Source organism: Pelagibacterium sp., assembly GCF_035555455.1.
GTDB lineage: Bacteria > Pseudomonadota > Alphaproteobacteria > Rhizobiales > Devosiaceae > Pelagibacterium.
Window position 1 is genome coordinate 34246 of record NZ_DATMGM010000062.1, and the last position, 24179, is coordinate 58424.

At 65.0% G+C, this 24179-nt stretch carries 16 protein-coding genes; 8 read left to right on the plus strand and 8 right to left on the minus strand.

Annotated features, from left to right (window positions below; all coding sequences use genetic code 11):
* Window positions 1-36: 36 nt before the first annotated feature.
* From VNS12_RS11780 to VNS12_RS11810, 7 genes are read right to left on the minus strand one after another with little or no spacing between them, the layout of a single operon-like run.
* Window positions 37-900: an ABC transporter ATP-binding protein gene (locus VNS12_RS11780; protein ID WP_325488036.1), complete on the minus strand. Its 864-nt coding sequence runs from the start codon at window positions 898-900 to the stop codon at window positions 37-39.
* Window positions 897-1931 carry an ABC transporter substrate-binding protein gene (locus VNS12_RS11785; protein WP_325488037.1) on the minus strand — a complete coding sequence of 345 codons (1035 nt, stop codon included), beginning with the start codon at window positions 1929-1931 and terminating at the stop codon, window positions 897-899. Before VNS12_RS11785 ends, VNS12_RS11780 begins: the two co-directional genes overlap by 4 nt.
* Before the next feature lie 21 nt (window positions 1932-1952).
* The gene (locus tag VNS12_RS11790) at window positions 1953-2741 is read right to left on the minus strand and encodes an ABC transporter permease (RefSeq protein WP_325488038.1); all 789 of its coding nucleotides are present in this window, start codon (window positions 2739-2741) and stop codon (window positions 1953-1955) included.
* Window positions 2734-3714, minus strand: a complete 981-nt coding sequence (locus tag VNS12_RS11795) for an ATP-binding cassette domain-containing protein (protein WP_325488039.1) — start codon at window positions 3712-3714, stop codon at window positions 2734-2736. Before VNS12_RS11795 ends, VNS12_RS11790 begins: the two co-directional genes overlap by 8 nt.
* On the minus strand, window positions 3711-4586 hold the full coding sequence (locus VNS12_RS11800) for a DUF58 domain-containing protein (protein ID WP_325488040.1): 876 nt from the start codon (window positions 4584-4586) through the stop codon (window positions 3711-3713). Before VNS12_RS11800 ends, VNS12_RS11795 begins: the two co-directional genes overlap by 4 nt.
* Complete coding sequence (locus VNS12_RS11805) at window positions 4586-5587, minus strand: AAA family ATPase (protein ID WP_325488041.1); 1002 nt, start codon at window positions 5585-5587, stop codon at window positions 4586-4588. Before VNS12_RS11805 ends, VNS12_RS11800 begins: the two co-directional genes overlap by 1 nt.
* A gap of 44 nt (window positions 5588-5631) precedes the next feature.
* Window positions 5632-6255, minus strand: a complete 624-nt coding sequence (locus tag VNS12_RS11810; RefSeq protein ID WP_325488042.1) for a zinc metalloprotease — start codon at window positions 6253-6255, stop codon at window positions 5632-5634.
* Window positions 6256-6528: 273 nt separating this feature from the next.
* On the opposite strand from VNS12_RS11810, the gene VNS12_RS11815 reads away from it, so the two are divergent.
* The 5 genes from VNS12_RS11815 (at window position 6529) to VNS12_RS11835 (ending at window position 15534) form a co-directional block, all read left to right on the plus strand.
* Complete coding sequence (locus VNS12_RS11815) at window positions 6529-6972, plus strand: c-type cytochrome (protein WP_325488043.1); 444 nt, start codon at window positions 6529-6531, stop codon at window positions 6970-6972.
* Between the two features lie 136 nt (window positions 6973-7108).
* Window positions 7109-8851 carry a pyrroloquinoline quinone-dependent dehydrogenase gene (locus VNS12_RS11820; protein ID WP_325488044.1) on the plus strand — a complete coding sequence of 581 codons (1743 nt, stop codon included), beginning with the start codon at window positions 7109-7111 and terminating at the stop codon, window positions 8849-8851.
* A gap of 60 nt (window positions 8852-8911) precedes the next feature.
* Window positions 8912-9808, plus strand: a complete 897-nt coding sequence (locus VNS12_RS11825) for a transporter substrate-binding domain-containing protein (RefSeq protein ID WP_325488045.1) — start codon at window positions 8912-8914, stop codon at window positions 9806-9808.
* 32 nt (window positions 9809-9840) lie between these two features.
* Window positions 9841-11343 carry a phage holin family protein gene (locus tag VNS12_RS11830; RefSeq protein ID WP_325488046.1) on the plus strand — a complete coding sequence of 501 codons (1503 nt, stop codon included), beginning with the start codon at window positions 9841-9843 and terminating at the stop codon, window positions 11341-11343.
* 6 nt (window positions 11344-11349) lie between these two features.
* Window positions 11350-15534: a vWA domain-containing protein gene (locus VNS12_RS11835; RefSeq protein ID WP_325488047.1), complete on the plus strand. Its 4185-nt coding sequence runs from the start codon at window positions 11350-11352 to the stop codon at window positions 15532-15534.
* A gap of 6 nt (window positions 15535-15540) precedes the next feature.
* On the opposite strand, the gene VNS12_RS11840 is transcribed toward VNS12_RS11835, so the two are convergent.
* A complete protein-coding gene (locus tag VNS12_RS11840) occupies window positions 15541-16200 on the minus strand; it encodes a pseudouridine synthase (protein ID WP_325488048.1) in 660 nt (219 codons plus the stop codon).
* A gap of 152 nt (window positions 16201-16352) precedes the next feature.
* Here VNS12_RS11840 and VNS12_RS11845 point away from each other — a divergent pair, with 152 nt between their 5' ends.
* The 3 genes from VNS12_RS11845 to VNS12_RS11855 all read left to right on the plus strand — a co-directional run bounded on the left by VNS12_RS11845 (window position 16353) and on the right by VNS12_RS11855 (window position 23670).
* Entirely contained in the window at window positions 16353-17249 is an 897-nt protein-coding gene (locus tag VNS12_RS11845; protein ID WP_325488049.1) for a lytic transglycosylase domain-containing protein, read from the plus strand.
* Window positions 17250-17461: 212 nt separating this feature from the next.
* On the plus strand, window positions 17462-19327 hold the full coding sequence (locus tag VNS12_RS11850) for an autotransporter assembly complex protein TamA (protein ID WP_414693117.1): 1866 nt from the start codon (window positions 17462-17464) through the stop codon (window positions 19325-19327).
* A complete protein-coding gene (locus VNS12_RS11855; RefSeq protein ID WP_325488051.1) occupies window positions 19324-23670 on the plus strand; it encodes a translocation/assembly module TamB domain-containing protein in 4347 nt (1448 codons plus the stop codon). Before VNS12_RS11850 ends, VNS12_RS11855 begins: the two co-directional genes overlap by 4 nt.
* Window positions 23671-24179: the final 509 nt, after the last annotated feature.

Here is a 24179-nt window from a genome sequence, read left to right on the forward strand (position 1 = left end):
TCCAAGTCCTTGTATTATTGCAGTTCCGGTAGCGCTCTAGATAACGGTATCGCGGCCATAAAAGGCCGATTGGGGATCGGAAAGCACCAGCGTTCGGATTCGCGTCCACAAATGCTCGCGCATCTCGACGAACCGCTTGTCGGCGCGGGCCAGAGACGGGCTGCGCGGGCGCTCGATATCGATAGGCAGATCTTCAAGCACCGAGCCGCTGCCCATGATCAGCACCCTGTCGGCCAGCAACAGCGCCTCATCAACGCTGTGGGTGACGAACAGGACGGTGGGGCGGCGGCGCTCCCACAGGGCGAGAAGTTCGGCCTGCATCAGCTCGCGGGTCTGGGCGTCGAGGCTGGCGAACGGCTCGTCCATCAGCAAGATGTCGGGCTCACCGGCCAGCGCGCGGGCCAGCGCAACGCGCTGCCGCATGCCGCCGGACAATTGGCCGGGGTAGTGGCGCGCCCAGCGCGTCAGCCCCACGATATCCATGTAATGGCGCACGCGTTCGGTGCGCTCATTGGCAGGCAGTGACGTCGCCTCCAGCGCAAACGCGATATTGGCTTCCACTGTTCGCCAGGGAATGAGCCGGAACCCCTGGAACACGAACCCCATCCCCGCACCGGGGACCGGGGGCTTGCCGCCGACCCTGACCGTCCCCTCATCGGGGATGATCAGGCCGTTGGCCACGCGCAACAGGGTGGTCTTGCCGCAACCGGACGGGCCGACAATGGCCACGAACCGGTGCGGCATGACCTTGAGCGAAACGCCGGCCAAGGCCGTGCTCCGGCCGCCCTGGGAAGTGGGAAAGCTCTTGATGACCCCTTCCAGCTCCAGCGCCGGACCGTCCTTTGGGACGGCCCGGCTGGAAGCAGCGGCTGAACTGTCTATGGCCGGCATGGAACTCATCTGTCGGCGGGATCCATGCGATCGTCGACACCAAGCTCTGCGAGCGCCGCGTCAACCGGGCCAAAATCCACCCACTGGTCGAGGGCGAGCGGGGTCTGGCCTTCGAAGTCGGCGGTGCCATACAGCCAGTCGGCGGTGTAGGTCAGCTCCGACGCGCTCATGCCGCCATTGACGCTCCAGCTCTGGGCAAAGGACTCGGCGAGCATGTCGAGCACCGCCGTATCGGTGTCGGGCAGCGCATCGCTCATCGCGTCGATCCACAGCTGCGGATCATCGGCGAAGTCGCGGCTGATCTTGATCAGCGCCCGGATCACCGCTTCGACGTCCTCGGCGCGCTCTTCGAGCACATTGCCGGGTACGGCGTTGACCTTGTTGACCACCGGAGCACCTTCATAATAGGCGTCCTGGTCAACCAGCACGTGCAGCCCGGTCGTGTCGGGCAATTCCGCCCAGGTTCCGATCGACATGGTGGTCGCATCAACCTGCCCGGCCATCAGCGCCTGCGCGCGGACGTTGGGCTGGCCCAGATTGACCAGTTCGGAATCCTCGATATCAGCCCCCAGGCTGCCCAGCACGAGGCTCGACAGCGAATGGTCGAGGCTGCCCACCCGGCCCACGCCGAAGCTGGCTCCGGCCAGGTCCGCGGGGGTTGCGATCTCGTCCTTGGCCACGATCATGAACGGCAGGGACTTGTTGGGTGAGGTGACGGCGCGGAAATCATCGGCGCCAGAGGCGATGATCTGGAGCAGCGCATCGACACCCACATTGGCCATTTCGCCATCGCCGGACTGGAGCGCGGCCAGCGCAGACGGGGTCTGCTGCACGCGCACCAGTTCCACATTGACGCCTTCGCGTTCGAAATAGCCAAGCTCGACGGCCAGGTCCATGACCGAGTTGGGCACGAGCGGGGGCTCAAGGTGGGTCACGATCAGGCGGAACGGAGCGTCCGACTGAGCCAGAGCCGGCCCGGCCACCGCCGTCGACAGCATCAGCCCTGCCAGCAGGGCAGTGAGAACAGTGTTGGTTTTCATCGGGATACCTCCGGTTTGAATTCAGGTTTTCCAGCGTGTAAGGCGCGATTCAAATATACGCAATGCCTCGGTGACCAGGCCGCCGATCGCGGCGAGCGTCAAAACGATCACAAAATACTCTGCCATGCGGAAGGTGTTGCCGTACAGCGCCAGCATCCCGCCCAGCCCGGTGATCGCGGTATAGAGTTCGGCAACCACGGTATTGATCAGCCCGATGGTCGCCCCGATGCGCAGTCCCGCCACCACATAGGGCACGGCCCCCGGCAAGACGATCGCCGTAAAGATGCGGAACCGGTCCGCGCCGACCGAGCGCGCCATCTCGACCAGTTCTTCATCAGCCTGTCGCACACCCGCATAGGTGTTGATCAGGATCGGCATCACCGCCCCGAGAAAGACGATGAACAGCTTGGCTTCCATGCCCAGCCCGAGCAGCACGATGATCAGAGGAATGAAGGCAACGCGCGGTGTTGCGGCAAGCGCATAGACATAGACTTCCAACGTCCGGCCTAAGAGGTTGAACGCCCCCATCAGCACGCCCACCGGAATGGCCACGAGAATCGCCACCCCGAATCCGCCGATATAGGTAAAAAGGCTCTGCGTGATCGCACCCTGCAGTCGCCCCTCGCCCCACAGCCGTCCGGCGGCATGCCAGGTGGCGAGCGGAGAGGGAATGATGTTGCGCGAGACGTTGGCCGAAATCACCCACCACAGCAGCAACAAAAAGATCAGGAACCCGATCCGGGACAGGCCAACGACCCAGGCCTCAGGGATAGCGCGTTTCGCCGAAACAGCAGCCGAGCGCTCAGCCATTGGCGCGCCCCTTCCTGCCCTGCGCGGGCGCGCCGCCGATCTCACGCCCGGTCAGCGAGAGGAACACGCTTTCAAGGCTGGGCTGATCGACCGAAATCTGGCGCAATTCACTGCCGAACCGGGAGAGCACCGCCTCGGGGTTTTCATTGTGTTCGAGGGTAAGCAGAATCTGCCCGTCCACGCCCGGCTTGGCCGAGGGATAGGCTTCCATGATGGCCGTCCGGGTCTCATCGTCGCGCGGGGTGAGCCGCACGAGGGTCTTGCCGTGGTCCGATTTGAGTTCGGCAGGCGACCCCGTGGCCAGAATGGTGCCATGGTCGATGATGCTGACCAGGTCGCAGCCTTCGACCTCTTCGATATAGTGGGTGGTGACCACGACGGTCAGGCCGGTCGTGCGGCGCATGGTGTCGATGAACGACCACAGCCTCGCCCGCGACGGCGCATCGAGGCCCACTGTCGGTTCGTCGAGAAACAGGATCGAGGGCTCATGCATCATCGCACGGGCGATCTCCAGCCTGCGCCGCATCCCCGAAGACAGCGTGCCGACCACCGCGTCTGCGCGGTCGGTCAGATCGGCCAGTTCCAGCATTTCGGTTGTTCGGCGGCGTCCCGCGCTGGCGGTCATGTGATAAACGGCGGCATGGAACGCAAGATTCTCGCGCACGGTCAGGCGGGTGTCGAGGGTAGCGGTCTGGAACACAACCCCGATTTCGTTGCGCACGGCGCGGGGGTTCTTCACCACATCGTACCCGCCGACCCGCGCCTGCCCGCTATCCGGGCGGCTGATGGTGCACAAGATATCGATCAGCGTCGACTTGCCGGCGCCATTGGGGCCAAGCAGCGCAAACACGCTCCCCTGCGGGACGGCGAGATCGACCCCGTCCAGCGCCACCACGCGCCCGAAGCGCTTGGCGACAGTTTCCACCTCGATTGCGTGAGGGCCCGTCTGGGCCGGCTGCGCCGCGGTATTCATGCCAGTACTCCCATCCCCCGCAACTCCCGGAGGCAAAATTCGGTGAGGTCCGTATCGTCGGTGACGGTGACGAAAGGCCAGCCCCGCGCGCGGAACGCGGCCTGCAAACCCTCCTGATGCGCCGCAAATGCCGAGCGATAAGCCTCCAGCGTATCGTGGTCGACATCAACTTTCGTCGCTTCGCCGGTTTCGATATCCTCAAATGTTACCGTACCCGACGCCAAATCGCCGGGATCGCGTTCGCCCTGCGAGAGAACCTGAAGGGCGAGCACCGCATACCCTGCCGCGCCCAGCCAGCCAAGCGCTGTTTCGATGTCCTCGTCCCACCAGTCGCTGATGATGACCAGCAGCGTACCGCGCCGCAGGCGTCCCGCGATCTGCCGCAGCGCGTCGGGCAAGGGCCCGCCCGCGCCCACCGGCAGCTCATTGATCCAGCCAAACAGATCTTCGGCCCGGGCCAGACCCTGCCAGCGTGGCGACTTTTGCAGCCCGCGCGGGCCCGAGACAGCGATCTGGACGGTATCGCCTCCGGCCATGGCGGCAAACCCGACGATCTGCGCCAGGGCGCGCGCCTGATTCTCCTTGCCCTCGCCCCCGGCAGTGATCGAGGCGCTGGTATCGATCAGCACCGTCACCGGCAATTGCTGGTCGCGGGCGTATTCGCGCAGGTGAAACTGCCCGGTGCGGGCATAAAGGTGCGGGTCGAGCCGGCGGGTGTCGTCCCCATCCTGATAGGGGCGATGGTCGATGAATTCGAGCCCCGGTCCCCGCGTTGCCGAACGCCGCTCGCCCACACCGCTGGTGCCCGCCAGAACGCCCGGAAACAGGCGGCTGCGCGACAGCGATTCGAGCAGGGCGGGGCTGGGTCGCATCAAGCCTTGTCCATGATGGCGTCGAACAGGCGCAGCAGCAGCGCCTCGATGTCGATTCCGGCGGCCCGGCTTTCAAAATTGCCATGCACCCGGTGACGGGTCACGGGCAGCATGATCGCCCGCAGGTCCTCGATCGCCACGTGATTGCGCCCGTGCATGAATGCATGGGCCTTGGCGGCCAGCACCAGCGCCTGTGCGCCGCGCGGGCTGATGCCGAACCGCACATAGCGCGCGACATCGCTGTCAGCTTTGCCGTCCACGGGCTGGGTGGCAATACAAAACCGCGCGACCGCTGCCTGCAACGAGGCGGCAATCGGCATGGTGCGTACCAGGTCCTGCAACGCCAGAATATCTTGTGCGGACGCCGCCTCATCGGGCTCACCCCAGCGCGCACCGGTCGTCACATCGAGAATCTCGGCCAGGGCGGTTTCGCTGGGATAGCTCACATCAATGCGGAACAGGAACCGGTCGATCTGCGCTTCGGGCAGCGCATAGGTGCCTTCCATTTCGATCGGGTTCTGGGTGGCCAGCACAAAGAACGGGCGCGGGAGTTCCAGCGTCGCGCCGCCCGCCGAAACTGTGCCTTCCTGCATCGCTTCGAGCAGCGCAGACTGGGTTCTGGGGGTCGCGCGGTTGATCTCGTCGGCCAGCAGCAGCTGGGAGAAGATCGGGCCTTTGCGGAATTCGAGCCTGGTGCGCCCTTCGGCGTCCGGCACCAGTACCGACGCGCCGGTGATATCGGCGGGCATCAGGTCGGGCGTGAACTGTACGCGCGAAAAGCTCAGTCCCGCTGCCTTGGCCAGCGAGCGGACCATCAGCGTCTTGCCGACGCCCGGCGGGCCTTCGAGCAGCACGTGCCCGCCCGCCATCAGCCCGACCAGCATCAGGTCCACGGCCTTGTCCTGCCCCACAACCACCTGGCGCATGGCCGCGCCCACTGCATGCGCCAACTCCCGCAACCGGGCGATGTCGCGCTCCTCTTCTGCCGCCAATGCGCTCATACGCGTTTCCTCCCAGGCCCTCTCAAGACCGTTCCGATCCCGGTTCAAAGATTGAAGATGAAGGCGGCGAACTGCCGCGTGGGGCGAGCGAGGATCATCCCGGCCATCCCGCTCAACGTCAACAGGCCAATGCCGATCGCAAAGAACATCATGCGCTTTTCGATCCAGCGACACAGGTCCGGCGCCAGCGCGCCAATCAGCAGTCCCGCCGCGAGCGGAGGGAGCGGAACAAGATTGAACACGGCAAAATGAACGGCCATTTCCGCGGTCCGCTCCAAAAGCCCGACGCCGACCACCCCGACCGAAGCGGCTGGCAGGGCGGCAAACACGACACCGCGCAGCATCCAGAGCCCCTTGGCCAGCACCAGCAGCACGGCCAGCGCCCCCAGGATCACGATCACGATACCGAAAACACCGCCCCGCACATCCGCCGTGGTCAGGCGCGGCGGACGGCTCCAGCCGAACTGGGTGAGCACCGCGCTCAGCATCCCTACCGGATCGAGATGGCGGAACGGGCTGAGCGACAGCCTGCCGTCATATTGCGGCCCCCGGTCGCCGAGCAAACGCGCCAGGATGACGGCAGCGAGGCCATGAACTGTGACAACCACGACCGCCGCGAACAAGCGGTAGAAAATCTGCTGGCCAGAAAGGTCGATCGTCCAAGGCACAATTGCCCATCCCAAAACTGCCCCTGCGGAGCAAAAATCCGTCGGCGGCGCATGATCCGCCATCCATGGGTACAATCGGTTTATCGGCTGCGCAATGGCATCCTGGCCCGCTGGCAAATTAATCCTACTAAAGCCAGGCACGGGCTGGATTTATGGATATTGTCGTATAATATACGAATTAACATCTTGTTTTTTCTTGTTCTTTAGTGAAGCAGACTTTGACACCCTCTACATTCAATGCAACAAATCAATACAGTAAATAAGGAGCGCGCCGTGAAGCACGATTTCTTGTTACCCCTGCAGGGCAGCCTGATGCGCACCGGCCTCGGCGCCGTCGTGGCGATCGGGCTTGCCGGAGCGGCCATCGGCCAGGAGGCCGACGCAGCCCCGGTTGAAGGCGGGCTGGTCACCGCAGAGCAGGCCGCACGCGGCGACGCCCTTTATGAGCAGCGCTGCGCCACGTGCCATGGTGCGGACATCGTCGATTCGTTTGCCAGCTACCCCAATGCGGCGCTGTTTTTCGGTTACGTCTCGACCGCCATGCCGGCCGACGCGCCCGGCAGCATGCCGCCGCAGCAATATGCAGACATCATCGCCTATCTGATGACCGAGATCGGCCAGCCGGTCGGCACGGAGGAAGTGGCTGCCGATCAGGCTGCCCTCGCCGAAATTTCGCCAGCCGCCATCAAGGCTGCCAATGCGGAGGGCGATCAATAAAATAAAAAGCGCGGATGCCGGGGAGGCGTCCCCCTCAGAGTTTCATTCGTCGGGATATCCGTAAGCGCAAAAGCACAGCCGGACCCGATTTTCATCATGGTCCGCTGGGGACATGATTTTCTTGGGAGGAGTCTAAATGAAACACCATCTACTTATCTGCCTGACATCGGCGCTTGCGCTGACGGCGGCATCGGGCCATGCGCTGGCCCAGGACGTGGAGCGATCCTACACATCGGTCACCAACGAGATGATCCTCGACCCGAACCCGGGTGACTGGCTGCAATGGCGCCGCACGATCAATAACTGGGGCCACAGCCCGCTCGACCAGATCAACCAGGATACGGTCGGCGATCTCGATCTTGTCTGGAGCTGGGCGCTGGGTGAAGCCGGGCAGCAGGAAGTTATGCCGATCATCCATGACGGCATCATGTTCCTGGCCACCAACAACAACTATGTCGAAGCGCTCGACGCGGTGACCGGCGACCTGATCTGGTCCTACACCCACACGCGCCCGGCCTTTGAAGGCGGCTATCACAACAACCAGGCCATGCGTCAGAAAAACAGCGTCGCGCTCTATGGCGACAACGTCATCCTGACCACGGTGGATGCCAAGCTCGTGGCCCTCGATGCCCTGACTGGACAGGTCAACTGGGAAGTTCAGGTCAACGACTGGGAGGCCGGCTACAGCTACACCGCCGGGCCGCTGGTCGCCGATGGCAAGATCTTCACCGGCACCTCGGGCTGTTCCATCGTGGGCACGGCGGGCGCCTGCTGGATCACCGCCCATGACGCGGAAACCGGCGAGGAATTGTGGCGTTTCAACACGCTGAACGATCCCGACAACCCCGATTTCGAGGACAGCTGGGGCGGCGTTCCGCAGGAAAACCGCTGGGGGGCAACCCCTTGGGCCACCGCATCCTATGATCCTGAACTCGATATGGTGTTCTACGGCACCGGCATGCCGATCCCCTATATGGAGATCACCCGCGGCACCGGTGACAATGACGTCCTTTACACCAACTCGACCCTGGCTCTGCACGCCGATACCGGCGAGCTGGCCTGGTACTTCCAGCACCTGCCGCGCGATAACTGGGACCTCGACTCGCCGTTCGAGCGCCTGATCATCGATGCGGAAGTCGATGGCGAAACCCGCAAGATGATCGTCACCACCCCCGGCAAGAACGGCATTACCTTCGGGCTTGACGCGGCGACCGGCGAATTCATCTGGGCCGAGGAAACCGTCTATCAGAACGTGGTCAGCGATATCGACCCCGTGACCGGACGGGCCACCGCCAACGTCGAGATCATCCCCACCGAGTTCGGTGAGCCGGTGACCTTCTGCCCGGCCATCCCGGGTGGTCGCCTGTGGCAGGCCAGTGCCTACAGCCCGGATTCGGGCCTGTTCTATCTGCCCGCCGGCAACACCTGCCAGACCATGGCCGCCCGCGAGATGAGCGAAGCTGCTCCGGGGACCGCCATGGGCATGACTCAGGGCTTCGGCGAATCGCTGGCGCCCAACGCCACCGGCGTCGGCTCGCTCCATGCGCTGCACGTCGCTGACGGCGCGCATGAGTTCGACGTCCAGCAGGGCCCGCGCTTCACCAGCTCGGTTCTGGCCACATCGGGCCGCCTGCTGTTTGTTGGCGACGCCGACCGCTACATCAAGGCGCTCGACGACGAGACCGGCGAAACCCTCTGGCAGCACCGCCTGCAGGCCCCGGTTGGCGGTTCCCCCGCCACCTATGAGGTCGATGGGGTCCAGTATCTCGTCATCGCTGCCGGCCAGAGCAACCAGACTCATGCTGCGCTGACCCCTGGTGGGCTGGCAACGCCGCGTCTGGGCGGCAACTCGATCCACGTCTTCCGTCTGGCCCAATAGGCCCGACACGGACTGACGCCATACTTCCCCCGGAGCCGCACGGCCCCGGGGTTCATCCTCATGAATTCACGGACCGGGTGTTTCAACGTGCTCCACACCAGTTTTCCGCACCGGCTCGGAACCGCCATCAGGGCGGCAGGCCTCGCGCTGGCGCTGGGTCTGGTCGCCTCGTCCGGTTCCGCGCAAGTTACCGACAACATCGATCGCTCGCTGCTCAACACGTGGCGGCTCAACACCGGCAGCATCGTGCGGCTGTGCCAGTTCGCCGGCGTTCCCACCGCCCAATTCGATCGCAGCGTGGGCGAAGCGGTGGCCGACAGGCTCCTGCTCGACAGCGAATACAAAGTCTTGGGCAGCGGCTACGGCATTGGCGGGGAATATGCGGGCGAGGATATCTACATCAGCCTCGTCAACGATTGCGACATCCTTCTGGGCATGGGCATCGGCCCCAATCTCTACCCGCAGGAAATTGCCACCACCCGCCCCTATATCGGTTTCAGCTATGTCGGCGTCACCACCGACGCGCAGGTGAACCGGCTCTCCGACATTGCGTCCGACCGGCGGCTTGGCGCGCGGGTGGCCTCTTACGGGCATACCGCCGTGCAGCGCTATATCGCCACCCTGCCCCAATCCAGACGCTGGCAGCTTTTGCCCTATGGTGATATTGACCTGATGGTTCAGCGCCTCGTCGATGGCACGCTCGGCGCGATGATCATTTACGGCCCGACCCTCGCCGAGGTGATGGCCGAACAGCCTGACCTTTCGCTCACCATCTTTTCGCTGCAACCGGAAACTTCCGCGCAAATGGACATCGGCGGCATCATGCTCACCACCAACACCTATCTGCGCGTCCTGATCGATGAAGCCATCGTCTCGCTGGTTGCCGACGGCACGATCGAAGCGCTGATCGCGGAGGCCGGGCTGAGCGGAATTCCCCATGCACCGGGCGGCTTCTAGCCTCCCCCTCTCCAGACCAGGGGATTCCGACCATGACACCGCTCTCGTCGCACAGCGAATCCCCGCTCGACGCCCTACTCATCCGCCTGCGCCGGGCGCGGCTGTTACTCGCCCTCTCCCTCACCCTAAGCGCCATCCTGCTCGGCCTTGCCGCCGGGCTCGCAGTTTACTGCATCCTCACCGCCCTTCTCGTATTCGGCTTTGAAACCGGGGCGCCCATCACGCCCACCGCGCTCACAATCGGTCTGGCGGTCTTTGCCGGTGCCCTGCTGCTGCACCTTGTGGGCCTGCCGTCCCTTGCCCGGGTCGGCATCGATGCCGATCGCACCCTTGGCAGCCATGAGCAAATCCGCACCGCGCTCGATGTCAGCGGTAAGGACCCTGCCCATCCGCTTGCCCTGTTGCTGCTGCGCGACACCGGCGAACTGGGGGAACGGTTCGATCCGCGCGCCCTTGTGCCAAAGCCCGGCTGGGCCCTGCCCGCTCTCGTTCTCGCTTTGGCCGTGGCGGCGATTTGGCTCTCGCAGATCACCCCGGCCCCGCGTCCCATCCAACCCGCCGCCGCATTGACCGCCCCCGAGCAGGCCTTCGCCGCCGCTCAGCTCGAAGACATCGCCCTCACCCTCCGGGAAGAGGCATCGGAGCGCGAAAGCCAGTATCTTCAGGCCGTGGCCCGCGAGCTCGACCAACTCGGCAGCATGGTGAGGTCCGGCGAGCGCTCCAGCCGCGCCGATATCCTCGATGATATCGCCAGGCTGCAAAGCCATGCCGCGTCCGCCATGGCCAGCGCCAGCGCCACGTCCTCCGAGCCGCCTTCCTCTGCCCTCGATCAGCTTTCCAACCTCAGCGAGCGGCTGGCCCTTGGTGATGCGCCCCTGCCCACGCCCCCCGATCTGCCGGTCCCCGCCGAACCGGGCGAACCCCAGACCCCGTCGCAAACCGCTGATGGCGCGCGGGAGCAAGAGCCGACCGATGACGATGGCCAAATCGACGCCGAGGCAGTTGCCTCAGGGGGGCAGGCCGCCCCAAGACCCCGCAACCTCCCCATAAGCGGCATGGACGTCGAATGCGAGATCGACATCTATGAGGGATGCGTCAATCCCATCGACATCAATGTCGGTCCCGGCGATGCGATGATGCCCATGGAGCCCTTGCAAGCGCTTGGCTCGCCCAGCGCCACCGAAGAAGGCCCCGATGGCGACGGGTTGCTGATCGGACCCTCCGATCAGTCCGGACGCGGCGACAGCACCGAAGCCGGACTAGGCTCGGAAGATCTGTTCGGCCCGGATACGCTGGCGACGCTGTTTGAATTGCGCGAATTTCTGGACCTCGACTCCGGTCCCATTGTCGAAGGAGCGACCGCTTCGCGCTCCGATATGGCCCCGCAAGCCAGCGAGGGCGAAATGGCTGGCGAGGCGCTGGAGAACGATTCCGCCTGGCGCAAGCAGCCCGAAAGCCCGATGGCCCATGGCAGCTTCGCTCCGGGCCAGCGCGATCTGCTCACCCGTTATTTCGCCCGCCCGATCGGAGACTGATCGCAGATGCTGGTTCTCAATCCCCTCTGGCTTCTGCTCGCGCTGGCGGCCCTCCCTATTTTCCTGCTCCATGCGCGCCGCACCTCGCGCAAGGTGGTCTCCAGCGTGTTGTTGTGGCGGCAGATCGCAGCGCAACGCCCGGCGGCCCGCTCGTGGCATTGGCCGCGCCTGTCGCTGCTGATGCTGCTGCAATTGCTGATCCTTGCCCTACTGGTTTTGGCCGCCGCCAATTTGCGCATCGTCCCGTCCCAGATGCCCGATCATACGGTTCTGGTGCTTGATGCTTCCGCCCCTATGCAGGGCAATACCGAAGGCGGCGGCAGCGCCTTTGCCCATGCCCAGGCCGATCTGTCGTCCATTCTCGAAACGATGGCCGGAGCGGATCAGGGGCGCTATTCGCTGATCCTCGTCGATGGAAACACCCGACCGCTGGCTGTCGAGTGGACCGATCCCGAGGCCCTGCGCGCGGCGCTCGACACCGTTTCCGTCAGCTACGAGACACCCGACTGGGCCGGAGCCGGCATATGGCTCGAAACCCTGATCGATCCCCAAGAGCGCACCGCGCTCCATATCGCGTCGCTCACTCCCGAAGCCCTGCCCGTCCCGCAAGCCCTTGGCGATACGCTCACCCTCACCGCCACTCCGCTCATTCCCGCCTCGCGCCCCGGCTTCGCCCTGCGGGTCGAAAGCTCCGGCCCCGACTCAGAGACCGGCCTGTGGCTGCTGTCAGGGTCGGTCACGGGCCCCGCTGAGGCAGACCTGCCGTCCGCCGTCACCGCCCGCTTTGCCCCCGATGGAACCGACCCGCTTCTTGAATGGGGCAGCATCGCCATCGTCGCTGCCGATGGCGGCGAGGCGACGCGAGGCCGGTTCAGCGCGCGCCTCGACCTGCCTTCCTCCGGGCGGCTGGTTCTTGAGTTGCCGCATGATGCGACCCCACACGACAACCGGTATTTCGAGTATGTGGCCTCCGCCCCGGTGCCGCGCGTCCTTGTCGTTGGCGCGCCCGCCCCCGAGCTCGAAAAGGCCCTCGCCGCCACCGGCGATCTGCTGCTAACCCACAGCGAAACGCTGCCCGAAGACAGTGCCTCCTTCGATCTGGTGGTGCTCAATGGCCCCCACCCGGCCAGCGCTCCCCAAACCAACACGCTTTGGCTCGCTCGGTCCGCCCTGTCTTCAGATGCACTCGTCCCACTTCCGCTGGAAGCCCGCCTTTCGGGCTGGGATGCCGCCCATCCGCTATCGCGCGGCCTTGCCTGGGATCAAGCCGAGGCGGTTAGCTATCTCCCCGGCCTTTTGCCGCGCGGCGGCGACACCATCGCCGCCATCGGCACCGACCGGGTGATCACCGGCCGCACCACACCCTTTGGCCGCGATGTCTTCCTCGCCGTCGATCTCACCGATAGCGCTTGGACGCAAAACCCCGGATTCCCTGTCTTCATCGCCAATATGCTCGCCTGGCAGGGCATCGGCACACAGCAACAATGCATCGCCGGCGTCCCCTGCGCTCTCGACCGCTTCACCCGCACCGCGCAGATTTTCGATGCCGATGGCCTGTTGGTCCATGACGGCCCGCGCCTGCTTGAGGCCGGAGACATCCTTGCTCCCTCGCGGTTCGTCCCGCGCCGCGCCGGGTTTTACACCGCCATGGTGGACGACCAGACCCGCACCTTTGCGGTCAACAGCCCGCACCTGGCCGCCTCTGACATCACCGAAATCGCCGATGCGCCCCTGCCCGGTTGGGATATCGCCGCCCCGTTTGCGTTTCGCCCGTGGCTCATTGTTGCCGCCCTCATCCTGCTTGGGGTCGAGTTCGCCTATGTGGCGTTCTCGGGTCACCGCCCCAATCTGAGTGTCATGGACCGGCTGTGGCAGAACCGCGTTACGGGGTTCGCCCGCGTCTTCACCATTGCCGCGCTGGTTCCCGCCCTTCTGGCCGCTCCGCTGCCGCAGTTCGCACCGCAGGAAATCCGCGTTGCCGTTCTCGATCCCGGCACACCCGGTGAAAACACTGCCCTGCCCCCTGATATCCCGGCGATCACCACCGCCTCCGACACATCCTCAGACGATGCGCCCCGTCTCGATCTTGCCGACGCGGTCAGTTGGGCCACCGCGCTGTCTCCTCTTCCTGCCCGCGTGGTTATCGCCGGTGACAGCCAGCCCTCCGCACGGCTTGCCGAGCACGCGACGTCCCCCCATGCTGCTCCCCTCGACCGGCTGACCCCCGCCCCGGCCCCCGCAGACGATCTGTCGGTCGTCGCCCTTGCCGTCCCGGCAGAGGTGGCGATGGGGCAGACCTATGAGGCCAGCATTGTCGTTTCCAGCGCAACGGAAAATGCCGCGCGGCTGATCACCCTGCGCAACGGCCTGACTGTCGATTCCCAGGACCTCACCCTCCAGCCCGGGCTCAACCGGGCCAGCGCCTATCTCACCGCGCTCGAAACCGGCACCGATCTGATCGAGGCCGTGCTCGAACCGTCGGGCACCGTCATCGCGGGCAATGATTTCGACGGCGCGCGCGTCAATGTGGTTCCTGCCCCGCCCATTCTTGTGCTGGCTGGCGACCCCGAACAGGGCGCGGCCTTCTCCAATATTCTCGGCGTGCAGGGGCTCGATGCCACAGTCATCTCTCCGCTCCGGGCCCCGCGTACACTTGCCGAATGGCTCGCCTATGAGGTGATCGTGCTGCTCGACGTTCCGGCGCGAGACCTGCAAGTCGACCAGATCGAGATGTTGCGCCAATCCGTCGAAACCTATGGGCGCGGCCTGCTGCTGGCGGGCGACGCCAACGCCTTCGGCCCCGGCGGCTATTACGGCACCGTGCTCGAAGACCTCTCGCCGCTGTCGAGCCGCGTTCCCCATGACCGGCCTCAGACCGCTTTCGTCTTTGTCATCGACCGCTCGGGCAGCATGGACGTTCAGGTCGGCTCCGTAGTCCGGCTCGACATCGCCAAGGGGGCGGTGCTCAACGTCATCGACCTACTCGAACCCGACGATCTGATGGCGGTGATCGGGTTCGACGAAGATCCCCAGACCATCATCGACCTGCAACTGCGCGAAGAAACCGATTTCAGCGCCCTCATCAATGCCGTAGTCGCCGGCGGCGGCACGGCGCTGTTCCCGGCGCTCAACGAAGCGATCACCATGCTCGAAGGGGCCGGCGCGCGCCATAACCACATCATCGTGCTCACCGACGGGCTGGTCGAGCCTGTCGACTTCTCCCGCCTGCTCGAACGCGCCCAAACCGCCGGCATCACCATTTCCACCGTCGCGGCCGGCAATACCGCCATCACCGAACGGCTGGCCCAGATCGCCCATGAGGGTGGCGGCACCAATTACGCCACCCGCGATTTCCGCACCCTGCCATCGATCCTGATGCAGGACGTGATGATGCTCGATAGCCCGCTGGTCACCGATGGCCCGGCTCCGGTGGTGCGCGGCGAGACCGAGGGTGCGATCGCCGGCGCGCTGCCGGACGCGATTCCCAGTCTCGACCGACACATCTGGACCACCCTCAAGCCCGATGCCGAAAACCTTCTGGGCCTGATGGTGGATGGCGAGGAGCGCCCGCTGCTGGCCTCATGGCGCTATGGCAGCGGCACGGTGATGGCGCTATCGGCCAATCCGTCTGCCGAAGGCATGCAGAACTGGGCCGCCCTGCCCCATTATCCGCGCGTCTGGGCGCAGGCGGTGCGCGCGCTGGTGCCCGATGTCATGGGCCCCGGCCTCACTCTTGACGCCGTCCGTAATGGCGGCGGCGCAGATATTACCGCCCACCTTATCGGCGTTGATGGCGCACCCATTCCCGGCGCATCGCTGAGCGCAACAATTCTCGAAACCGGGCAGACCGTACCGCTCGCGGAAATCGCTCCGGGCGTCCATCGCGGCGAGATTGCCCGCCTCGCCCTCGGGCCGACCACCATCGAAGCGCGGATCGGTGATATCGTCGGAGAGGCAGCGCTCTATACCGCCTATCCCGCCCAATACCGCTACAGCTTTGCCGACCCGCACACCCTCGACCGCATTGCGCTGGCTTCGGGCGGGGTAGTGGCGTCGTCTATCGCTAGCCTGCCTGCTATCCGCTGGGCGTGGCATTTCGTGCCCAATGGTGCGGGCTGGCTCGTCCTTGCGCTCATCCTGTGGCTGGCCGATCTGATCGTCGTCCGCCCGTGGCGCAGGCGCAGAGGCTAAGCGGGATTAAAACGGCGGGTCCGAGCGAAACACCACCGGCGCGCCTCCGGTGGGGTGGCGAAAACCCAGTTCCGATGCGTGCAATTGCAGCCGGTCCGCCGCTGCCAGCGCGTCCCCGGTCGCATAGAACTGATCGCCCAGAATCGGGTGCCCGATCTCTTTCATGTGCACGCGCAACTGATGGGTGCGTCCAGTGATCGGGGTCAGCGCCACCTTGGTGATGCCGTTTTCGCGCCCGATCACCTGCCAGCGGCTCTGGGACGCGCGCCCGCGTTCGTAATCGACGCGCTGGCGCGGCTTGTTCTCCCAATCGGTCGCCAGTGGCAGATCGACCAGCCCTTCATCCTCGGCCACCTCGCCCCAGACGCGGGCGATATAGGTCTTGGAGGTCTGGCGGTTTTCGAACTGCTTGCCGATATGGCCATGGGCCGCCTTGTGCCTCGCCATGACGATCAGGCCCGACGTGTCCTTGTCGAGCCGGTGGATCGTCCCCGCCCCCGGAAAACGCTCCAGCGCCCGGGTTTGCAGGCTATCGGCCAGCGCCGGGTCCTTTCCCGGTACGCTAAGCAGCCCCGAGGGCTTGTCGAACACGACGATATCGTCGTCCTCATGGAGGATGACCAGCCAGGGGTCGCGGGGCGGCGCGTAATGGAAAGTCTTGGGCATGGGCGCGAGCATCGGGCTGCTCTAACAGCAATTACGCCTATGGGAAAGTTCGGGGTTGGCCACGGTCTCGCCCCGATTTCGCCATAAGCGCTCCCCTTATTGTGATCGGTGTGCTAAACGCACCGTCAGGGTTAACGGCTTTTCGGGTTCTCATGTTTGCAAAACGGCTCATCGCGCTGTTTGCCGCACTCACAATTGGGTGCGCGGTCACGCCTGCCAATGCGCAAAGCCACAACCGCGCCGAAATCGAGGTCCTCGCCCAGTTCTACGCCCAGTATTACGATGTTCCGCACGACTTGGTGCGACGGGTGATCAACCGCGAAAGCACCTTCAACCCCTCGGCCCGCAACGGCCCTTATTACGGCTTGATGCAGATTCTGCCCGCCACCGCCAAGTCCATGGGGTTCCGGGGCCAGCCTGCTGATCTGCTCAACGCCGAAACAAATCTCATTTACGCGGTCAAATATCTGCGCGGCGCCTGGCTTCTCGCCAATGGCAGCCATGATCGCGCCGTCCAGCTCTACGCCAAGGGCTATTATTATGAGGCCAAGGCCGCGGGCCTGTTGGAAGAAACCGGGCTGAGGCCCGGCCCCGCCACTCCGGTGGCGCCCACCCCGCCGACTGGCGCTGTCATGGTCGCCGCGGCGCCTCCCGCCCCGATCCCGGCCCCGGTCGAAGCCGTCACCGCAGCGGTGCCGGACACCCAAGTCATCGCGGTTGCCGCCGTCGAGCCTCAAGCTCTGGAAGCAACCTCCATCCGCAGCGTTCCCCTGGGCTTTCTGCCCCCCAGCCGGCCGCTCGGCCTTGCCCTCACCGAGGTCGCACCGGCTCCGTCCAGCGCGGCGCTTGACGCCATCGCCGCCGCTCAGGCTCCCATCGACAACGCTCCTGCCGCGCGCAGTTTCCCCACGCCCCGCCCGATCACGGTTGCCGCCATCATGGACGATCCGGCATCGGTGCAGGCGGTGGTCGATCAGTTGCGCCCGCCCCATGATCTGGTGGCCAGCACCTTCGCGCTGCTCGACTCCATGGCCACAGCCCAGCGCTGACCGTGACCGCCCTGCGACACCCGACGCCGAATCGAACACATGGCGCCAGGTTCAGGGTTTTGGTTAATCTTTCCCGTGCTAGGGTCCTGCTCTCCTTGGAGCGGCTTCTGCCCTGTCGCAGGCCAGCGCTCCGGCCCGACGGAATGGATAGTGTGGATTGCGTACCAGCCGTGAAAGCCCGAAATTTTCATAAAATACTCGCCATAGCCCTGATGGGTACGGCGCTTGCCGGCCCCGCCACCGGCTTTGAACTGTTCGGCATCCAGTTCTTCGGCTCCGATTCCGAGGATGAAGAGGCGGTGATTGCCGATCCGCGCACCTACACGCTCACCTTCGAGACCGGCGCAGAAGGCGACGTCGATGCGGCGCTGCGCGGGGCGTCCAACCTTTGGGGAGACCGCGACCACCCGGCGTCCGGAGTCGCGGGCCTGCTCGCCAAGGCGCGGGGCGATTACGCGCGACTGACCGGCGCGCTCTATAATCTGGGCTATTATGGCGGGGCCATTTCCATCCTTGTCGATGGACGCGAGGCCGCCTCCATCCCTCCCGATGCGCGTCTGGCCGAGCCCGCAACCATCACCGTGTCGGTCAATCCCGGCCCGCAATTTACCTTTGGCCGCCTCGATGTGACCAACCGCGCGCCCGTGCCGGTCCCGCCCGAGGATGAAGTCGAAGCCCCTGAAGAGATCGGCTTTGTCGCTGGCGGGGTGGCCCGTGCCACCATCGTCGCCCAGGCCGAACAGCGGCTGGTCGCCGCCTGGCGTCAGCTTGGCTACCCGAAAGCCGCCATTGCCTCGCGCGATGTGGTCGCCGACCATCCCAGCCGCACGCTGGATGTAACCATCACCGTCGATCCCGGACGCCATGCGTCCATTGGCCCGATCGGGGTCGAGGGCGCGCGGGACATGGATCCCGCCTTCATCGTGCGCCAGACCGGGCTCGTCCAGGGTGCCGAATATGATCCCGACGATCTAGAACTGGCGCGCGAACGGCTCAACCGGCTCGGCGTGTTCCGCTCGTTGCGCATCGAGGCCGCCGAGCAGGTTCCGGCCAATGGCCTGTTGCCCTATCAGATCATCGTGCAGGAGCAGGCCCTGCGCCGCTTCGGCGTGGGCGCGACGCTGGCCACCATCGACGGGTTGGGGGTCGAGGGCTACTGGATGCACCGCAACCTCTTCGGGCAAGCCGAGCGGCTGCGGCTCGACGCCAAGATTGCCGGCATCGGCTTTCCCATCGACACCGCCGAATTCGACTATGCCTTTGGCGGCACCTTCACCAAGCCGGGAATCTTCACCCCCGACACCGATTTCGTCGCCGCGATCAGCGCCGAGCGGTCGGTGCTGCCGCTCTATACCGAAACCTCGGTCGGCGGGCGCGCCGGGATAGAACAATTGTTCACCGACACCATTTCGGGCGGCGTCGGCGTCCAGTTCCAGCATTCCTATTTCGAAAACGACGCCACCTTCGGCAACCGCAATTTCTCGACAGCGGGCCTCTATGGTCGCGGCGTGTTCGACAACCGCGATTCCGAGCTCGATCCGACCGAGGGCTTTTTCGTCGAAGCCACCGTCGATCCGCTCTATGAGTTCGAATACCAGAACCCCATCGTGCGCGCGACGCTCGAAGGCCGCACCTATTTCGGCTTTGGCGGCGACGATTCCTTCATCCTCGCCGCGCGGTTACGCGCCGGAGCGCTCGCTGGTCCCGCGCTGTCGGAAATTCCGCCTGACTTGCTGTTCTTTGCCGGCGGCGGCGGGTCGGTGCGCGGCTACGGCTACCGTTCGATCGGGGTCGATGATGGCTCGGGCAATGTCACCGGCGGGCGCTATCTGCTCGAAGCCTCGCTCGAAGCGCGCATGCGCTTTAACGACACCTTCGGCGGCGTCGCCTTTGTCGATGGTGGCTATGTCGCCGCCGACACCTTCCCCGATTTCGACCAGTTGCGGCTGGGGGCAGGCATCGGCCTGCGCTATTACACGGCGCTCGGCCCCTTGCGGCTCGATGCCGCCATCCCCCTCAACAAGAGCCCGGGTGATCCCGATTACGCGCTCTATGTCGGTATAGGACAAGCATTTTGAGGCAGCGTAGCGCCATCGCAATTGCGGTTCTCGCCCTCTGTGTCCCCCATGGGGCCCTCGCGCAGCAGGACGGGGGCGACAGCCTCATGGACATGCTGGCGCGTGCCACCGAGCTTGACGCGACCCAACAGCGCTCGGGGCTGGTGGCTTTCGTCGAAGACCGCATTTCGTCCCCCGACCGGCAGATTCGTCTGACCGGCATCGAGGGCGTCTTGTCCTCCAATGCGTCGATCGACCAGATCACCATTTCCGACACCGAGGGCATCTGGCTCATCGTCGAAAACGCCGATCTGGTCTGGAACCAGGGCGCGTTGCTGTTCGGGCGGCTGGAGATCGAATCGCTTTCCGCTGATTCCATCGCCTATATCCGCAATCCCGTTTCCACCGAGGCCCCTGCCGCGCCGTCGCCCGAAGCGGGCGGCTTTTCGGTACCCGAACTGCCGGTCGCGGTGATCCTCAAGGAATTGTCCGTCCCGTCCGTGCGTTTTGGCGAACAGGTGTTCGGGCTCGGCTCTGAAATCTCGCTTTCGGGCGCGATGACCCTTGATGGCGGCGCCATTGATACCAATCTCGATATCGAGCGGATCGACGGCCCCGGCGGCTCGCTGACCCTTGACCTCGATTACGCCAATAGCACCCGCCAGATCGATCTGGCCCTCGATCTCGTCGAGCCGGAAAACGGCATCATCGCCAATCTGCTCAACCTCGAAGGCCGTCCCCGCATCGCCCTTGGCCTCTCCGGCTCAGGTCCCATCGACGATCTGGGCATCGCGCTCACCTTCGACGCCGATGGCGAACGCATCCTCACCGGCGAGGGCACAATTGACCAAAGCGCACAGGGGCTGGCCATCGCCGCCGACCTCGAAGGCCCGCTCGCCGATATCCTGCCCGCGGTCTATCGCGATTTCTTCGGCCCGCGCACCGCGCTCAGCGCCCATGCGCTGCTGCGCGAATCCGGCGGGTTCGAACTTTCCGATTTCACCCTGAGCGGGGGGGAGCTTTCGCTAACCGCCAATGCCGGCACCACCGCCGATGGTTTCCTCAATCGCCTCGACATCAGCGGCGAGATTGGTGCCACCAGCAACGCACCGGTCATCCTGCCAGTCCCCGGCGCGACCACCCGCATCGACCGGGCCAACTTCACCGTCGATTTCGGCACCGATGGCGGCGAGGACTGGTCGGGACGCTTCGAGGTGCTGGGCTTTTCCACCCCCGATTTCGGTGCTGACAGCCTCGTTCTCAACGCCAGCGGTGTCGCCGCAGATCTGGAAAACCCACAAGATCGCCGCATCACCTTCAATGGCGACGGCACGCTCTCGGGCGTCACATCCTCCTCCGAGGAGATCGTCGAAGCGCTGGGCACGTCCATCGGGTTCGGCATGGCCGGGCTGTGGCAGGCGGGCGATCCGATCACTCTGGCGCAATTGCGGCTCGTTGCCCAAGCCCTTACCTTCGAGATGGCGGGCCAGATCGACGACATGATCTTCACCGGCGATCTGGGGCTGTCCACCCGCTCCATTGCCCCGTTCTCGGGGCTGGCCGGGCGCGATCTGTCCGGCGCCGTGGATGTGACGGCCACCGGTACGCTCACGCCTTTGTCCGGCGGCTTCGATCTCGACCTCGATGGCACTGCCACGGGGCTGAGCGTCGATGAACCCGCCGCCGACAACCTCCTGGCAGGCACCGTGTCGCTGTCGGGCGGCGTTGCCCGCACCGAAGCCGGGCTAAAAGCCAGCCAGTTCCGCATCGCCAGCGAGCAAATCGAAATGGTTGCCGATGGCACCTATGCCAGCGGTGAAGCCGATTTCACCTTCGATCTCGACCTCAGCGATATCGCCCTGCTCGATCCGCAGACCTCGGGACGACTCACCGCGACCGGCTCCGCCCGGGGCACCGATGGCGTCATCGCGCTTGAAGCCGATGCCACCATCGCCGCCGGCACGCTGGCCGACCGGCCCTTGCGCGATGCAAGGATCGGCTTTTCCGGCACCAGCGACGAGGCGGGCCTGCATGGCGCACTCACCGGATCGGCGTTCCTCGATGGCCATCGCGTCGCCCTTGCGAGCGATATCGACACCACCGCCGAGCGCCTGCGCCTCTCGGGGATTTCCTTTACCGCGCCCGGCACCACGCTGGCGGGCAATCTCACCCGCTACAGCGACGGCATGCTCGAAGGGCGGCTGACCCTCGACGCGCCCAATATCGAGACCGCTGCGGCTCTCGCCATGATCGAAGCGCGTGGCGGCGCGGACGCCGATATCGTTCTCTCGCGGTCCGGCAATACCCAGCAGGCCCAGATCACCGCCGCCCTCGATAGTGTCGTCTTCGGCGATATCGTCGTGGGCAGCGCCGATGCAGAAGCCTCGGTTGCCGACCTGTTCGGCGTTCCGGTGATCGATGGTTCGGTGTCCGGTCGCGATATCAAAGCCGCTGGCACCACAATCGAAACCATCGCGCTCACCGCCACCGCCAGCCAGCAGACCACTCAGTTTTCGGGCACTGCCGCGCTGGCCGGCAACACCGATATTGCCCTTGCCGGCCAGCTCGAACCGATTGCAGATGGCTACCGGGTCGGGCTCGATACCTTCCGGCTGGCGCAAGGGGCCTTGTCCGCCAGTCTCGCCCGTCCCGCCGAATTGACCGTCGCCAACGATGCCGTCGCCTTTACCGGCATCGAACTGGCGGTTGGCCGGGGCCGGATCAGCGCCACCGGCAGCGCAGGCGACACGCTCGATATCGCGTTGACCATCGATGCGCTGCCGCTCGATATCGCCAACACCGTCGCCCCCGGTCTGGGCCTTGCGGGCACGGTTTCGGGCACCGCCCAGCTGTCCGGGGCCGCCGCCGATCCGCGCGCCAGCTTTTCGGTTCAGGCTTCGGGCATCGATGCCGCCGCCATCTCCGACTTCGGCATCGCCCCGCTCTCGCTCTCGGCCCAGGGCAGCTTTGCCAATGGCACCGTGTCGCTGGCCGAAGCCCGTGCCGCGGGCGCAGGCGGGCTCAATGCCACCGCGCAAGGCACCATTCCCCTAGAAGGCAACGGGCTCAACATCTCTGTCACAGGCTCGGCCCCCCTGTCTCTCGCCAACCGGTTCGTTGCCGATCGCGGCGCGCAGGTCTCGGGCGATGCGCGGCTCGATGCCCGCGTCACCGGGCGTCTCGACAATCCGCAATTCTCCGGCACGGTTTCGGTCGCCAATGGCGATTATATCGATCCCGGACTGGCGCTGCGCCTGGTGGGCATCACTGGCACTGCGGCCCTCTCGGGCGACCGGGTGACCATCAACACGCTGTCAGCCAATCTCGCCACCGGCGGCTCGGTCTCCGTCTCCGGCTTTGTGGGCCTCGATGCGGGCCTCACCTCGGATTTGCGCATCGCACTCAATGGTGCGCGCTATGCCGATGGCAACCTGCTGGTGGCCACCGTCAATGGTACGCTGGGGCTCTCCGGCCCCATCGCCAATGGCGGTCGGGTCAGTGGCCGCATCGATGTGGAACGAGCCGATATCACGGTACCCGAAGCTATTGGCGGCGCAGGCAGCCTGATCGATGTCGATCATGTGCGCCCGCCTTCCGCCGTCGCGGCAACCCTGGCGCGCGCGCGCATCGACCAGCGCGCTGCCACCAGCGCTGCGACGGCCAGCCGTCCCATGGCGCTCGACCTCACCATTTCCGCCCCCAATCAGGTGTTCATCCGGGGCCGCGGTCTCGACGCCGAAGTGGGCGGCGAGGTGCGTCTGGCCGGAACCATCGCCGATATCCAGCCGGTGGGCGGGCTCGAACTGATCCGGGGACGGCTCTCCATCCTCGGCCAGCGCATCGATTTCGATGAAGGCTCCGTGACGCTGATCGGTGACCTCGATCCGTTCATCAATCTGGTCGCCCGCTCCGAGGGCAACGAGATCACGGTGTTCGTTACCGTGAGCGGACGGGCTTCGTCCCCCGAAATAACCTTCAGTTCCGATCCGCTCCTGCCACAGGATGAAGTGCTCTCGCGCCTGATCTTTGATCGCAGCGTGGGCGAACTCTCCCCGATCCAGCTCGCACAGCTGGCCGCCGCCGCCGCCGAACTCGCCGGTGGAAGTGGCTCCGGCTCCCTGATGGGATCGCTGCGTGAAGCAGCGGGGCTCGACGACCTCGATATCATCACCGATGCCGAAGGCAACGCCGCCGTCCGCGCCGGGGCCTATCTCGACGACAATATCTATCTGGGCGTCGAAGCGGGGGCTGGCGAAAGCCGGGTCACCATCGATCTCGACATCACCAACTCCCTGCGCGCCCGTGGCTCCACCGGCACCGACGGCAATTCCTCGGTCGGCGTCTTCTACGAGCAGGATTACTAGAGCAATTCCTGATCTGATTGAATCAGATCAGGTGCCCTAAGTCCTTGTTTTGGCGCGCTTGCGAACCGAACAGGTGGTATCCACCTGTTCTGGAAACGCTCTAACCGGCTCGCTCAAGGCGCGCTTCCCAAACGCGCGATCCATCCCCTTCGAAAAGGCCGGGCCATAAATGCCCGGCCTTTGCCGTTCAGTCCGTCTTGTCCCGGCCATCGGGAACTTTTGGACCGCGCCCGGACTTATCCCACCACTTCAGCAAACAACCGCGACTGCGGTGAAAGGTGGATCGATGTTCAGGGGCCTGTTGCTCTGGATGATTGGCATTCCCATTCCGATCATCATCCTGCTGCTCATCTTCGTTCGGTGACCGTAGTACCAGCACAAGAGCGCGCTTTCGCAGCGTAGCAGACATTTCTCCCAAACATGACGGCAACGCCCTTCGCCGTCGAAGGCCGGGGCAGATACGGAGAGTATCAATGAATGCGATTATCTATCTCGTCGGACTTGTCGTG